Origin of the sequence: Nocardioides sp. J9 (assembly GCF_007829375.1) — a bacterium.
Taxonomy (GTDB): Bacteria; Actinomycetota; Actinomycetes; order Propionibacteriales; family Nocardioidaceae; genus Nocardioides.
Genome location: NZ_VLJQ01000077.1, coordinates 54,960 through 69,112, shown reverse-complemented (window position 1 = coordinate 69,112; position 14,153 = coordinate 54,960). Strand labels below are relative to the sequence as shown.

Sequence of the window (14,153 nt, the reverse complement as noted above, 5' to 3'; positions counted from 1 at the left end):
GGCGGCAACCCGGCGTGGGAGCAGCCCACGATCCGGGTCGGCATGGGCAGCCTCGCCCGGCCCTCCGCGGTCTACGACCACGACCTGCGCACCGGCGAGCTGGTGCTGCGCAAGCAGGCGCCCGTCCTCGGCGGCTACGACCCCGACGACTACGAGGAGCACCGGCTCTGGGCGACGTCGACCGGCGGCGTCGAGGTGCCGATCTCCCTGGTCGTCCGCAAGGGCGTGCGCGGCCCGTCCGGCACCGACCCGGTCCCGGTCCACCTCTACGGCTACGGCGCCTACGAGGCGTCGATGGACCCCTACTTCTCGGTCGCCCGGCTCTCCCTGCTCGACCGGGGCGCGGCCTTCGCGATCGCCCACGTCCGCGGTGGCGGCGAGATGGGCCGCCGCTGGTACGACGACGGCAAGCTCGAGCACAAGCAACACACCTTCGACGACTTCGTCGCAGCGGCCCGCCACCTCGTCGAGAGCGGCTGGACCACCGCGGAGCGGATCGTCGCCGAGGGCGCCAGTGCCGGCGGCCTGCTGATCGGCGCGGTCGCGAACCAGGCACCGGAGACGTTCGGCGGCTTCGTGGCCGGCGTCCCCTTCGTCGACACCCTCACCACCATGCTCGACGCCAGCCTGCCCCTGACCGTCCCGGAGTACGACGAGTGGGGCAACCCGTCCGACGACCCGGTCGCCTACGAGCGGATCGCCGGCTACGCGCCGTACGAGAACGTCGCGGACCTGCCCTACCCGCCGACCCTCGCCGAGACGTCCCTCAACGACACCCGGGTGCTCTACGTCGAGCCCGCCAAGTGGGTCGCCCGGCTGCGGGCCCGTGCCCCGCAGGCCGACGTGCTGCTGCGCACCGAGATGGCGGCCGGCCACGGCGGGGTCTCGGGGCGCTACCGCGCCTGGGAGGACCGCGCCTTCACCCTGGCGTGGATCCTGGACCGGCTCGGGCTGGCCGACGCCGAACCTGTGAGCTGACCCCCGGCAAGTTGAGAACTGCCTGAGATTCCTCCTTTCGGGCAACTTACGGGGACTGCCGCACGTCATTGCGGATAGAGACACAGCGAGGACCCGGGAATCCGGGACCCATCCCCGGTGTTGGAACACACGTACGGATGTCCCACATCCGTGCCGAAGGAGGGACGCAATGGCCACGGCAACTGCGAACAGGACGCGCGACACCGGTCGGGAGATCGAGGGGCGCGACAGCGTCGGCCTCTACCTCGACGAGATCGCGCGCACCCCCCTGCTGGACGCAGCCCGCGAGGTCGAGCTCGCCAAGACCATCGAGGCAGGCCTCTACGCCCAGCACCTCCTGAACGAGGGCCGCATCGGTCGTCGCAAGGGCGGTGCCCCCAAGCAGGCCAGCCAGGCCGAGCTCGAGTGGATCGCCGAGGAGGGCCGCAAGGCCACCACGGAGTTCATCAACGCGAACCTGCGCCTGGTCGTGTCGATCGCGCGCAAGTACGGCCGGGCCCAGATGCCCATGCTCGACCTGATCCAGGAGGGCAACACCGGCCTGATCCGCGCGGTCGAGAAGTTCGACTACGCGAAGGGCTACAAGTTCTCCACCTACGCCACGTGGTGGGTCCGCCAGGCCATCACCCGCGGCATCGCGCAGCAGGCCCGCGTCGTGCGCCTGCCCGTGCACGTCGTCGAGGAGCTCAACCAGGTCGGCGGCGCGCGTCGTACGCTCGAGCGCCAGCTCGGCCGGGACCCGGAGCCGGAGGAGATCGCCGCCGAGCTCGGCATCGAGGTCGACCGCGTGCTCGACCTGATGTCGTGGGGCCGCGAGCACGTCAGCCTCGACACCCCGGTGGACGAGGACGGCGACACCTCGCTCGGTGACCTGATGGCGCAGGAGACCGCGCCCGGCCCGGACCTCACCGTCCTCGACGTCGAGGCCCGCAACCGGCTCAACAACCTCGTCGACCAGCTCGACGAGCGGGCCGCCGACATCATCCGGTCGCGCTACGGCCTCACCGACGGCCGCCAGCACAAGCTCGCCGACATCGGCGTCAAGCACGGCATCTCCGCCGAGCGGGTGCGCCAGCTCGAGCGCGAGGCGCTGCAGAAGCTGCGTCGCCTCGGCGACCCGGACCTGGCGTCCGGCTCGGCTGCCTGAACCGGACCTCGTCGGTTCAGACCGCCGCGTTCCGCAGCTCCGCGAAGACCTCCGTCACCCGGTGGCGGAGGTCTTCGCGCGTCCCGGTGTTGTCGATGACGTAGGTCGCGACGGCGACCCTGTCCTCGCGGGAGGCCTGCGCCGCGATCCGCGAGCGCGCGTCCTCCTCGCTCATCCCGCGGTCGCGCACCATCCGGGCGACCTGCACCTCCTCGGGCACGTCGACCACGACCACGGCGTCGAACTCCTCGGCGCGCCCCGACTCCACCAGCAGCGGGATGTCGTGGACGACGATGCCGCCGACCGGGGCGCTGGCCTCGAGGTGGGCGTAGAGCTCGAACACGAGCGGGTGGACGATCGCCTCCAGCCGCCGGCGCGACTCGTCGTCGGCGAAGACGATCGAGCCCATCTTCGGCCTGTCGAGGTGCCCGTCCTCGGTGAGGACGTCCGAACCGAACTCCTCGACCACCCGGGCCAGGCCGGGCGTGCCCTTCGCGACGACCTCCCTTGCGAGCTGGTCGGCGTCGATGACGACCGCGCCGAGCTCGCGCAGGATCGAGGAGACGGTGCTCTTGCCCGAGGCGATGCCCCCGGTCAGTCCGACACGCATGGGCCGACCCTACTGTGGCCCCGTGGCACCCGTGGCGAACCGTCCCCTCACCGCCGGCGACCGCGTCGCGCTCCTGGTCCCCGGCTCCCACGCGTACGTCGACGCGGTGTGGCGCCTGCTCACCGCCGGGGTCTTCCCCATCCCGCTCGACCCCCGGCTCACCGACACCGAGCGGGCCCGGATCCTGGCCGGCCTCGAGCCCACGCTGGTCGTCACCGACGAGGAGCAGCTGGCCGACCTGCGCGCCGGGCTGCCCGCACCCGGCCTCCCGCTCGGCCGGCCGATGCACTGCACGAGCGGCACCACGGGCGTTCCGAAGGGCGTGTGGTCCGGGCTGCTCTGCCCCGCCGACGCCGAGGCGCTGTGGGCCGAGGAGCGTGACCTGTGGGGCTTCACCGCCGACGACGTCAACCTGGTGCTGAGCCCGCTCTACCACTCCGCTCCCCTGCGCTTCGCCCTCGGCACGCTGCTCGCCGGCGGCCGGGTGGTGATCCCCGGACCGTTCGACCCGGTGGCGGTCACCGAGGCGATCGAGCGGGAGCGACCGACCACGATGTTCTGCGTCCCCACCCACCTGCAGCGGTTGCTGGCCCACTGGGACCGGGTCGGGGTCCCCGACCTCTCCTCGTTCCGCCTGGTCGCGCACGCCGGCGCGCCCTGCCCCACCGACGTCAAGCGCCGGCTGATCGGGCTGTTCCCGCCCGGCTCCACGTGGGAGTTCTACGGCTCCACCGAGGGCCAGTTCACCGCCTGCCGCAGCGAGGAGTGGCTCGAGCGCCCCGGCACGGTCGGTCGCGCCCGTCCCGGCCGCACGATGACCGTCGACCCCGACGGCACCTTGTGGTGCGTCGTCCCGGAGTTCGCCCGGTTCAGCTACTACGGCGACCCGGCCAAGAACGCCGAGGCCTGGCGCGAGACCCCGCAGGGACCGGCCTTCTCGGTCGGCGACCTCGGGCGGATCGACGACGAGGGCTATGTCTACCTCGACGGACGCCGGGTCGACCTCGTGATCAGCGGCGGCGTCAACGTCTACCCCACCGAGGTCGAGCAGGTGCTCGGCGAGTGCCCCGGCGTCGACGACGTCGCCGTGTACGGCGTGCCCGACCCGGAGTGGGGGCAGCGGGTCTGCGCCGCGGTCGTCGGGTCCGCCACCGAGGCCGACCTGGCGTCGTACGCACGCGAGCACCTGGCCCCGCCGAAACGGCCGAAGACGTGGTCCTTCCACGACGCGCTGCCCCGGACCCTGACCGGGAAGGTGCTCCGCTCGACACTCCGGGACGCAACCGACAGTTGAGACCCGGGCCGCAGGAGGCATAGCCTTCGCGCAGGTTGCACGGACGCGGGGAGGGAGACTTCGCGCCGGCCACCGCAACGTTTCTGGGGAGGGACGTCGCGTGCTGTTGTCTGCCTGCCGTCTGGTCACGGCCACGATCCTCGTGCTGGTGGGGCTGTCCTGGCCCGCCCCCGTCGCCGAGGCGGAACCGCTGCCAGCGGACTTCTCCGGCAGCACCGACAACGAGATCCTCGGCCTCGACGTCGGCCTGCTCGGCTTCAACCTCGCCGGCGTCGGGCTCGGGCACACCGACACGAGCGTGGACTCGGCGGGCTCGCCGCCCAGCGCGGCCTCGGCGGCCAACCTCGCCGCCGCGGTGGCCGGGATCCCCGTCGCAGTGTCCAGCGTCGGCGAGACCGCCCCGCCGGACGACGGCGGACCGACGTCGACCGGGCTGACCGAGGTCGACGTGCCGGGCCTGCTCGACACCGGGGTCATCACCGGCACCGTCGACGCGCACTGGGCCGGCGACCTCGCCTGCCCGCCGAGCGGGACGGCGATCAACAGCTCGACCGTCGAGGTGGCCGGGGTGACCCTCGGGAACGCCGTCACCGAGATCCTCGACGTGGGTGCCGTGACCACATCCGGTAGCACCGCGCTCACCAGCAACGGCGGTTCTGGCGACGCCCGCTCGGTCGTCTCGTCGTCGACCGGCACGATCGCCGCGCTCACGCTCCTGAACGGCAACGTCACGGTCGACGTCGGCGGCAGCCCGACGCTGACCGCCACCGCCAGCGGTGAGCCCGGCGGTGCGGACGTGACCTACTCCGCGCCGTCGGTCCGGGTCCAGGGCCCGGGCGGGCTCGACGTGGTCCTCCAGGTCGGTGTGCCAGTGACCGTGAGCATCCCCGTCGTCGGCAGCGTCACGCTGAACCTGGGCGTCCCGACCGTGACGGAGTCCCCGGACGGCCGGACCGCGGTGGGCAACGTCTCGCTGCTGTCGATCGACGTCAGCCTGGCTCTCGGCGCCGGGACTGCCAGCATCGACGTCCTGCCGCTGCACGCCGAGGCCCACGCCCCGGAGGGCGGCGTCCAGTGCGGCCTGCTCGACGCCCCGGCGATCACCTCCCCGGCGGACGGGTCGTCGACCACCGACACCACCCCCACCATCTCCGGCACAGGCCTGGCCGGCGCGACCGTGACCGTCAGCGAGGGCGCCACGGTGATCGGCACGGCGACCGTCCAGCCCGACGGGACGTGGACCCTCGTGCCCGCGACGCCGCTCGCCGCCGGACCACACACGATCACCGCGACCCAGTCGTCCGGCGACGCGACGTCGGCACCCTCGCCCGAGGTCACCTTCACGGTCGTCGACGAGACCCCGCCCGACCCGCCCGCGATCGAGACACCCGCCGACGGCTCGGTGACCAGTGATGCCACCCCGACGATCACCGGCACCGGCGAGCCCGGCGCCGAGGTCGAGGTCAGCATCGACGGCACCGTCATCGGCACCACCACCGTCGGCCCGGGCGGCGGCTGGTCCCTCGACGCCACCACGCCGCTCGCCGACGGTCCCCACACCGTCGCGGCCACCCAGACCGACCCCTCCGGCAACACCTCCGACCCGACCACGTCGGGCTTCACCGTCGACACCACGGCGCCGGCGCCGCCCGCGATCACCGGGCCGGCGGACGGCTCGGTCGTCGGTGACGCCACCCCGACGATCACGGGCACCGGCGAGGCCGGCGCCGAGGTCGAGGTCAGCGTCGACGGCACCGTCATCGGCACCACCACCGTCGACCCCGGCGGCAGCTGGACCATCGACGTCACCACCCCGCTCGCCGACGGGCCCCACGCCGTCGAGGCCACCCAGACCGACCCCGCCGGCAACACCTCCGGACCGGCGACGTCCGGGTTCGAGGTCGACACGACCGCCGACGCGCCGGTCATCGAGAGCCCCACCAGCGGCACCGTCACCAACGACCCGACGACGACCATCAGCGGCGCCGCCGAGCCGGGCGCCACGGTCACGGTGGACGTCGACGGCACGACGTACACGACGTCGGCGGACGGTGACGGCAGCTGGGGCGGGGCGGCCCGCCCCGCCGGGCGCGCCGACGGCAGCCACACCGCCGTCGCGACCCAGGTCGACGGGGCCGGCAACACCAGCCCCGCGTCGTCACCGGTGGTCTTCACCGTCGACACCGAGGTCGAGCCGCCCGTCATCCTCACGCCGGCCAACGGCGAGGTGACCGCGGACGACACCCCGACCGTCACCGGCACAGCCGAGCCCGGCAGCGAGGTCGTGGTCGCCATCGGCGACGTCGAGCTGACCACGACGGCCGACCCGGTCACGGGCGCCTGGGAGGTGACCGTCCCGGACGGCCAGGCCCTGCCGGACGGCGAGCACACCGTCAGCGCCGTCGCCACCGACCCGTCCGGCAACACCTCCGAGCCCGCGACGTCGCAGCTGATCGTCGACACCACCGCTCCGGACGCCCCGGTCATCAGCACCCCGGCCGACGGCAGCACCACGGCCGACCCGACCCCGTCGGTCACCGGCACCGCCGAGCCCGGGGCGGCGGTCGAGGTGCGCATCGACGGCACCCTCGTCGGCTCGACCGTCGCCGACGGGACCGGGGCCTGGTCCATCACGCCGGCCACCCCGCTCGCCGACGGCCCGCACACCGTCGCGGCCACCCAGACCGACCCGGCCGGCAACACCAGTGACGCGGCGTCGAACGCCTTCACCGTCGACACCGCTGCCGCGCCCCCGGCCATCGACCCGACCCTCGACGGCCTGCTCACCGACGACGACACCCCGACCATCTCCGGCACGGGCGAGCCCGGCGCCACCGTCACCGTCACCACCCACTCGGGCCAGGAGCTCGGCAGCGCCGTGGTCGGCGCCGACGGCACCTGGTCGTTCGACGCCGCCCCGATGGCTGACGGGCCCCACACGCTGACCGCCGTGCAGGTCGACGCCGTCGGCAACACCAGCGCGGCCTCGGCCCCGGTCACCATCACCATCGACACCGTGGTCGAGCCGCCGGTCGTCGACCCGCCGACGGAGCCGGTGACCACCGACACCACCCCGACGGTGACCGGGACCGCCGAGCCCGGGGCCACCGTCACCGTCAGCGTCGACGGCGAGGTCGTCGGCACCGCGACCGCGAACGGGGACGGCGAGTGGTCGTTCACCCTGCCACCCCAGCCCGACGGCGCGCACGAGGTCACCGCCACCCAGACCGACCCGGCCGGCAACGCCAGCGGGCCCTCGGAGCCGGTGACCATCACCGTCGACACCACCGCCCCGGCGGCGCCGACGATCACCGCGCCCGCGGACGGCAGCGTCACCAACGACCCGCAGCCGCCCGTCACCGGCACCGCCGAGCCCGGCGCGACGGTCGAGGTCGTCCTCGACGGCACCGCCTACACGGTCGAGGCCGGTGGCGACGGCACCTGGGAGGTCACGCCGGCAAGCCCGCTGGCCGACGGCTCCTACACCGTGTCGGTGACCGCGACCGACGAGGCGGGCAACACCTCACCGCCCGCCACCTCGACGTTCGAGGTCGACACGACCGCTCCCGGGGCGCCGGACATCACCGGGCCCGCCGACGGGTCGACCGTCGGCACCAGCACGCCGACCATCACCGGCACGGCCGAGCCCGGGAGCACCGTCACCGTGGTGGTCGACGGGACGTCGTACGAGACGACGGCGGAGGCCACCACCGGCGCCTGGTCGGTCGAGGTCACCGAGCCGCTGGCCGACGGCCCCGTCGAGGTCACCGCGACCGCCACCGACGCGGCCGGCAACACCGGTCCCGCCGCAAGCAGCTCCTTCGTCGTCGACACGACGGCGGCGGCGCCGGTGATCACCTCGCCGTCCTCCGGCACCGTCACCAACGACCAGACCGTCCCGCTGACCGGCACGGGTGAGCCCGGCGCCACGGTCACCGTCCGCGACGAGAACGGCGACCCCGTCGCCACGGCGGTCGTCGACGGCACCGGCAGCTGGTCGGCCGAGACCACCGCGCTGCCCGAGGGCGTGCACACGCTGACGGCCACCCAGACCGACGAGGCCGGCAACACCAGCCCCGCCTCCGCGCCGGTGCAGGTGACCGTCGACCTCACCGCCGAGCCGCCCGTCGTCGACGACCTGCCCGACGGTGGCCTCACGAACGACAGCACCCCGGAGATCACCGGGGCCGGTGAGCCCGGCGCGACGGTGACCGTGGAGGTCGACGGCACCCCCGCCGGCACCACCACGGTCGACGAGGACGGCACGTGGACCTTCACCCCGACCGAGCCGCTCACCGAGGGACCGCACGAGGTCACCGCCACCCAGACCGACGAGGCCGGCAACACCAGCGGGCCCTCGGAACCGGTCGAGGTCGTCGTCGACACCACCGCGCCGGCGGCGCCGGTCATCACCTCGCCGGGTGACGGCGAGGAGGTCGACGACCGCACCCCGACGATCACGGGGACCGGCGAGCCGGGGGCGACCGTGGAGGTGACGGTCGACGGCGTCGTGGTCGGCACGACGGAGGTCGGCGGCGACGGGACCTGGTCGCTCGACGTCACCTCGCCGCTGCCCGACGGCCCCCACACGGTCGAGGTGACGCAGACCGACGCCGCCGGGAACACCAGCGAGCCCGGCACCTCGGACTTCGTGGTCGAGACCCCCGCGCCGGCCGCACCGACGGTCGACGCCCCGGGGACGACCGACGACCGCACGCCGACGATCACCGGCACCGGTGAGCCCGGCTCGACGGTCGACATCCTGCTCGACGGCGCCGTCGTCGGCAGCGCGGAGGTCGACGACGACGGCACCTGGACGTTCACCTTCGACGAGCCGCTCTCCTGCGGCACGCACGAGGTGGGCGCGGTGCAGCGCGTCGACACCGCCCGCAAGACCCTCCGCTCCGCGCCCGCTCCCGTGCAGGAGATCACCATCCTGTGCGACACCGGCGGCGGGAACGGGGGCGGTGGGGCCGGCGGCCTGTCGGGGCTGCTACCCGACACTGGTGCGGCCGCCGGCCTCACCGGGTCGTTGCTCCTGGGCAGCCTGATGCTGGCCACCGGCGTCCTGCTCCTGCGGCGGAGGGAGTCGTAGGAGCAGGGCCGGCCGGGCCCCCGGGCGGCGGTCCTCCTCCGTCCGTCCGCGGGGTCCGGCCACCTCGTCGCGGCGCTGCCTGTTGCCGGATCCGATGGTGCTGCGCGGACGATCGTGCCGGGATCCCCGAAACCGCCACGGATGTCGGTGCTGCGCGGCACGATGGGGCCATGAAGCCGTGGGGAGCCGCCACCGTGCACCTCCACCAGGCGAGGTGGGGCCTCCTCGCCGTGCTCATGGTCATCACCATCGTCACCCGCGACGAGCGCGGCTGGTGGCTGCTGCCGGTCGCGGCCCTGCTGCTGTCGGGGTTCTGGGCCCACTGGGTCGCCGCCCTGCACGACCGCTGGACGCTCGACGACCTCAGCCCGCAGCGGCGGTGGCCGACACCTCACCGGTGAGGCCGTCGACCAGCTGGGTGCCCGCCGGCGCCGAGCGCAGCGCGCGGAGCGCGACCGCCCGCCGGTCGAACGACTGAGCCTCGCCGGCCGGCTCCGGCTCGACGAGGACCCACCGTCGCGGTGGGCGCTCCCCGCGCGCCGGGCGGGGTGGCTCCGGGTCGCGGTCCCCGGGCACGACGTACCCGCCGTGCAGCGCCTCCGCGAGCCGGTTCGCCCGGACCGGGCCGATGCCCGGGTGGCCGCGCAGCCCGTCCGGCGCGGCGGCGGCGACCGCCGCGAGGCTGCCGTACGCCGCCAGCAGGCTGCGCGCCATCGTCGTGCTGATGCCGGGGACCACCGACAGCATCGCCTCCGCCTGCGCCGACGGGTGCCGTGGCGCCCGGCGCGGCCCCAGGGACGGGGTGGTGGGTGCGGCCCTGCGCGCCCGCTTCGCCAGCCGCACCACCCACGCGGCGCTGTCCTCCGCGTCGAGGCTGTGCAGCACCGTGAACCCGTCCTCGACGAGCCGGCACACCGCCCCACGCCACGCGTCCTCGGCGATGCCACGCGGCTCGCCCTCGACCAGCAGCACCGCCTGCGGGAAGGCCGACTGCAGCCGCACCGCCTGGTCGAAGACCCGGCCGTCACGGATCGACGCGCCGAGGTCGTGCGGTCCCTTGCGCTCCACCGCCAGTCCGGGTCCGAGCACGTAGTCGCCCACGGGCAGGTGGGTCAGCCGCACGTCGAGCCCCGCGTCGGCCAGCGCGTCCGGGATGCCGCTGCCGCGCTCGCGGAGGTCGACCAGCACAGGACCTGTCTCGGGCACGTCCCGGCGTTACCCACCGTGACGCTGGTCGTACGGTGGGTCAGCGCACGGCCCGCAGCAGGGCCACGACCTCTGCCTGCACCTCGGCCGGGGGCGGGCCGTCGTCGGTCGGCACCTCCAGCAGGGAGACCGAGGCGCCCTCCGGGGCGATCCAGACCACCCCGTCCGGCGACGACGCCAGCAGTGCACCGGTACCGGTGACCGGGCGCACCTGCCAGCTCGCGCCGGCGCAGGACTCGAGGGCGCCCACCAACCGCGCGACCGCTGTCGCGGCACCCGGGGCGTCGGGGAACCCGACGGTGCTGTGGAAGACGCCCCCGCCGCCCGCACCCGGTCCCACGCCGACCGACCCGCCGGCGCCGCCGGCTCCCCCGGACCAGTCGTCGCTGCAGGGGAAGAGGATCGTCGGGTCCCCGGTCGAGACGGCCCAGCCGGTCGTGCCGGTGAGTGCCTTGCCGAGCTCCGAGCGGAAGCCCGCCTCGTCGAGGGAGGACGGAGCGTCCGGCCGGTCCGCCGGCGAGACCGCATCGCCGTCGTCGACGAGGAGCCCGCCGACGGCGACCCCGCCCGCGGTGAGGACCACCGCGGCAGCTGCCGCGGCCACGACACCCCTCCGCCGGCGCCGCCGGGCCTGCTGGACGGCCGCCGGCGCGCCGGGGGCGTGCGCCGTGCCGCGGACCTCGTTGAGGAGGTCGTCGAAGAGGAGCTCGAGGTCAGGCATGGAAGCGTTCTCCGTCCTGGGTCGCGAGGGTGCCGGCCAGCGCAGCCCGGCCACGGGAGAGCCGCGCCTTGACCGTGCCCTCCGGGCACCGCTCGAGGCGGGCGATCTCGGCGACGCTCAGCTCGCCGAGGTGGTGCAGCACGACGGCCCGGCGTTGCGCCTCCGGCAGCAGGCGCAGCGCGGCGACGAGCGTGGCCGTGGTCTCGGACGGCGGCGCCGCCGGCTCTGGCACACGCGACCGGGCCAGGAAGGCCGCCGCCGTGCGCGCCCGGCGCCAGCGCGACACCGCGAGCCGGGTCACCACGTGGCGCACCCAGGCGCCCGGGTCGTCGTACCCGCGCAGCGAGGACCACCGTACCCACGCCCGGCTCAGGGCCTCCTGGGCGAGGTCCTCCGCATCGGCCAGGTCGCCCGTCATGGCGTACGCGCAGGCGACCGCGCGTGCCCACGTGGCGTCGTAGAACACGGCGAAGTCGCGTTCGTCGCTGCGGTCCATGCCGTTCCCCCGTCCGCGAGAGAAGTCCTCCACAGCCTCACACGTCCGGGCCGGGGGCGGGGTTGCACGTCGCGAAAGATCGTGGAGGAATGGCCGGATGGCTCCGATCCGCCAGCTCGACCACGTCGGCCTCACCGTCAGCGACCTCGACGCCTCCGTCGCGTTCTTCGAGCACATCGGCCTCGAGGTGGAGGGACGCACCTTCGTCGAGGGCGAGTTCCTCGACGTCGTCAGCGGCATCCCCGACTCCCGCGTCGAGGTGGTGCTGCTGAGACCGCCCGGCGGCGGCACGGCGCTCGAGCTGGCCCGCTACGTCCGGCCGGACGCGACGACTGGCTCCCCCGCCCCGATGGCGAACGAGCTCGGCGTCCGCAACGTGTGCTTCGAGGTGACCGGCCTGCGGTCCCTCGTCGAGGAGCTCGCCGCCGACGGCTACGGGCTGGTCGGCGGCGTCGGTGAGTACGAGGGCGCCTGGCTGATGGCCTACGTGCGCGGCCCGGACGGCATGATCGTCGCGCTGGCCGAGCAGGTCGGCTGATCCGGCCCGGACTAGCGCCGGCCGGCGCAGGCCACGCAGGTGCGGGCGGTCGGCCGCGCCTCGAGCCGCTCCGGCGCGACCGGCTCGCCGCACACCTCGCAGGTGCCGTAGGTGCCGGCGGCCAGCCGGGCGAGGGCCGCGTCCACCTCGTCGAGGTGGCGGCGCACCTGGGCGACGAGGGCCGCGAGCTGGGAGCGCTCGAAGGCGATCGTCGCGCCCTCGGGGTCGTGCTCGTCGTCGGCGTTGGTGTCGCGGGACGCGGCGACGACCTCGTCGAACTGGCCGGTCAGGCCGGCGAGGCGTCGTACGGCCTCGGCGCGGTCCTGCGCCAGCCGCTCGCGCACCGCGTCGTCCACGCCGCTGTCGTCACCCCTGCCCACGCCGCCATGCTGCCAGCGAGCAGCGACATTCCCTCGACGCGCAGGTAGAACACGTTCTAGGCTCCGGGCATGGACCTTGCCGCGATCGAGGAGATCAAGCGCCTCAAGCACCGCTACTTCCGCACGCTCGACCTCAAGCAGTGGGAGGAGTTCGGGGACTGCCTGGCCGAGGACGTCACCGCGCGCTACGGCACGCTCGCGATGGGCGAGCCGCTGCACTTCGACAACCGCGCCGACGTCGTCGCCTTCATGGAGCAGAACCTCAGCGGCGGCACCATCACCGTGCACATCGCCAACCACCCCGAGATCGACGTCGACGGTGACACCGCGACCGGGTCGTGGGCGTTCGAGGACACCGTGATCGTCCCGGACTTCAAGGTGCAGATCCGCGGCGCGGGCTACTACCGCGACACCTACCGCCGCGACGCGGACGGTGCGTGGCGGATCGCGTCGACGCAGTACGAGCGCATCTACGAGGCGATGACCTCGCTCGACGACACCCCCAGCTTCAAGCTGATCGCCAACCGCTGGGACGAGTCGCTCCAGCACTGACCCCGCGGTCGCGGCCGGGAGCTCAGGCCAGGACGCGGTCGATGACGGCCCGCGTCACCGAGTGGTACGTCGGACGGGCGGTCTCGTAGATCTCCCGCGCCCGCGCACGCCCGAGCTCGCTGCCGGCGAGCCGGGTGTAGACCCGCCGGACGTAGAGGGCCCGGCCGTGCCGGGTCAGGAAGTCCTCGAGCGCGCGGTCGACCGCGGGCTCGGCGAACACGTAGCCGGACTCGGCGGCCAGCTCGAGCCAGGCCGTCGCGATCTCGATGTTGCCGCTGGTGCTGAAGCCGAAGGCCGCGTCGACGGCGGCCAGCACGCCGTGGTCGACGTCGACCGGCAACGCGCGCACGAAGTGCACCCACTGCTGGCTCACCCAGCCCTCGGTGTCGAGCGAGGCGACGTCCGCGCCCTCGACCAGCGCGGCGACCTGCTGGTCCACCAGGTCGAACTGGTCCGCCGCGAAGTCCGGGGCGTTGTCCGGGACGCCCGGTCCGTGCACCCATGCCTCGAGCTGCAGGTCCTCGTCGCTGACGCCGGCCGGCACGAGCAGCTCGGTGCGCAGGTGGTCGAGGAAGGTCGCGGTGTCCATCGACTCGAACGCGAACCGGTCGAAGTAGTCGCGCAGGAACGCGTCGAACCGCTCGCGGCCGACCTTCGCCTCGATGAGGCGCAGGAACAGCGAGCCCTTCTCGTAGGGGATCTTGCTCGGCCCTTCGTCCGGGTCGCGGTCGTCGAGGTCGAGCTCGAGCCAGGTGTCGCGCGGCTGCTCCTCGGCGACCGCGCGGTCGAGGTCCTGCCGGCCCAGGCGCAGGAGCATGGTGGTGTACCGCTCGCCGTACAGCTCCTCGTCGATGCGAGTCTCGAAGTAGACGGTGAAGCCCTCGTTGAGCCAGATGTCGTTCCACGTCGCGTTGGTGACCAGGTTGCCCGACCACGAGTGCGCGAGCTCGTGCGCGATGAGCGTGACCAGCGACCGGTCGCCGGCGAGGATCGTCGGGGTCGCGAAGGTCAGGCGCGGGTTCTCCATGCCGCCGTAGGGGAAGCTGGGCGGGAGCACGAGGATGTCGTAGCGGCCCCAGCGGTAGGGGCCGTAGAGGCGCTCGGCGGCCTCGATCATCCGCTCGGTGTCGGCGAAC

13 protein-coding genes are annotated in these 14,153 nt (G+C 74.0%); 7 read left to right on the top strand and 6 right to left on the bottom strand.

The genetic code is table 11. The features are described from left to right. Window positions 1-978: prolyl oligopeptidase family serine peptidase (locus L615_RS12665; protein WP_145725321.1), on the top strand; the 978-nt coding region annotated here is incomplete at its 5' end. A gap of 169 nt (window positions 979-1,147) precedes the next feature. Further along, window positions 1,148-2,125: an RNA polymerase sigma factor RpoD/SigA gene (locus tag L615_RS12660; RefSeq protein ID WP_028654339.1), complete on the top strand. Its 978-nt coding sequence runs from the start codon at window positions 1,148-1,150 to the stop codon at window positions 2,123-2,125. Between the two features lie 16 nt (window positions 2,126-2,141). Here L615_RS12660 and coaE read toward each other — a convergent pair whose 3' ends face one another. Next, window positions 2,142-2,735, bottom strand: a complete 594-nt coding sequence (coaE, locus tag L615_RS12655; RefSeq protein ID WP_028654340.1) for a dephospho-CoA kinase — start codon at window positions 2,733-2,735, stop codon at window positions 2,142-2,144. A 22-nt stretch (window positions 2,736-2,757) separates the two neighbouring features. Here coaE and L615_RS12650 point away from each other — a divergent pair, with 22 nt between their 5' ends. The 3 genes from L615_RS12650 (at window position 2,758) to L615_RS12640 (ending at window position 9,525) form a co-directional block, all read left to right on the top strand. Then, entirely contained in the window at window positions 2,758-4,029 is a 1,272-nt protein-coding gene (locus L615_RS12650) for a class I adenylate-forming enzyme family protein (RefSeq protein WP_261376674.1), read from the top strand. A 100-nt stretch (window positions 4,030-4,129) separates the two neighbouring features. Continuing rightward, the gene (locus L615_RS12645; RefSeq protein WP_145725283.1) at window positions 4,130-9,124 is read left to right on the top strand and encodes an Ig-like domain-containing protein; all 4,995 of its coding nucleotides are present in this window, start codon (window positions 4,130-4,132) and stop codon (window positions 9,122-9,124) included. A 170-nt stretch (window positions 9,125-9,294) separates the two neighbouring features. After that, complete coding sequence (locus L615_RS12640; RefSeq protein ID WP_028654342.1) at window positions 9,295-9,525, top strand: hypothetical protein; 231 nt, start codon at window positions 9,295-9,297, stop codon at window positions 9,523-9,525. On the opposite strand, the gene L615_RS12635 is transcribed toward L615_RS12640, so the two are convergent. The 3 genes from L615_RS12635 to L615_RS12625 are packed head-to-tail and all read right to left on the bottom strand — an operon-like array spanning window position 9,488 to window position 11,547. Further along, window positions 9,488-10,330, bottom strand: a complete 843-nt coding sequence (locus tag L615_RS12635; protein ID WP_084254886.1) for an ERCC4 domain-containing protein — start codon at window positions 10,328-10,330, stop codon at window positions 9,488-9,490. The genes L615_RS12640 and L615_RS12635 overlap by 38 nt on opposite strands. A 40-nt stretch (window positions 10,331-10,370) precedes the next feature. Beyond that, the gene (locus L615_RS12630) at window positions 10,371-11,051 is read right to left on the bottom strand and encodes a hypothetical protein (protein ID WP_145725282.1); all 681 of its coding nucleotides are present in this window, start codon (window positions 11,049-11,051) and stop codon (window positions 10,371-10,373) included. After that, window positions 11,044-11,547 (bottom strand): RNA polymerase sigma factor, encoded by a 504-nt coding sequence (locus tag L615_RS12625; protein ID WP_145725281.1) that lies wholly within the window; start codon window positions 11,545-11,547, stop codon window positions 11,044-11,046. The genes L615_RS12630 and L615_RS12625 overlap by 8 nt, the downstream gene beginning before the upstream one ends. A 97-nt stretch (window positions 11,548-11,644) precedes the next feature. Here L615_RS12625 and L615_RS12620 point away from each other — a divergent pair, with 97 nt between their 5' ends. Beyond that, window positions 11,645-12,085, top strand: a complete 441-nt coding sequence (locus L615_RS12620) for a VOC family protein (protein ID WP_145725280.1) — start codon at window positions 11,645-11,647, stop codon at window positions 12,083-12,085. Between the two features lie 11 nt (window positions 12,086-12,096). On the opposite strand, the gene L615_RS12615 is transcribed toward L615_RS12620, so the two are convergent. Continuing rightward, on the bottom strand, window positions 12,097-12,465 hold the full coding sequence (locus L615_RS12615) for a TraR/DksA C4-type zinc finger protein (protein WP_261376673.1): 369 nt from the start codon (window positions 12,463-12,465) through the stop codon (window positions 12,097-12,099). Window positions 12,466-12,534: 69 nt separating this feature from the next. Between L615_RS12615 and L615_RS12610 the strand changes: the two genes are divergently transcribed. Continuing rightward, the gene (locus L615_RS12610; RefSeq protein WP_145725279.1) at window positions 12,535-13,017 is read left to right on the top strand and encodes a nuclear transport factor 2 family protein; all 483 of its coding nucleotides are present in this window, start codon (window positions 12,535-12,537) and stop codon (window positions 13,015-13,017) included. A gap of 22 nt (window positions 13,018-13,039) precedes the next feature. Here the strand turns inward: L615_RS12610 and L615_RS23815 are convergent. Further along, window positions 13,040-14,153 (bottom strand): leukotriene A4 hydrolase C-terminal domain-containing protein (locus L615_RS23815; RefSeq protein ID WP_222430538.1); only part of this gene is annotated, 1,114 nt, incomplete at its 5' end.

Bases quoted from the DNA above. Each gene is read 5' to 3' on its own strand.
- L615_RS12660 (WP_028654339.1), top strand. From the start codon at position 1,148: ATGGCCACGGCAACTGCGAACAGGACGCGCGACACCGGTCGGGAGATC.
- coaE (WP_028654340.1), bottom strand. From the start codon at position 2,735: ATGCGTGTCGGACTGACCGGGGGCATCGCCTCGGGCAAGAGCACCGTC.
- L615_RS12640 (WP_028654342.1), top strand. From the start codon at position 9,295: ATGAAGCCGTGGGGAGCCGCCACCGTGCACCTCCACCAGGCGAGGTGG.
- L615_RS12630 (WP_145725282.1), bottom strand. From the start codon at position 11,051: ATGCCTGACCTCGAGCTCCTCTTCGACGACCTCCTCAACGAGGTCCGC.
- L615_RS12625 (WP_145725281.1), bottom strand. From the start codon at position 11,547: ATGGACCGCAGCGACGAACGCGACTTCGCCGTGTTCTACGACGCCACG.
- L615_RS12620 (WP_145725280.1), top strand. From the start codon at position 11,645: ATGGCTCCGATCCGCCAGCTCGACCACGTCGGCCTCACCGTCAGCGAC.
- L615_RS12610 (WP_145725279.1), top strand. From the start codon at position 12,535: ATGGACCTTGCCGCGATCGAGGAGATCAAGCGCCTCAAGCACCGCTAC.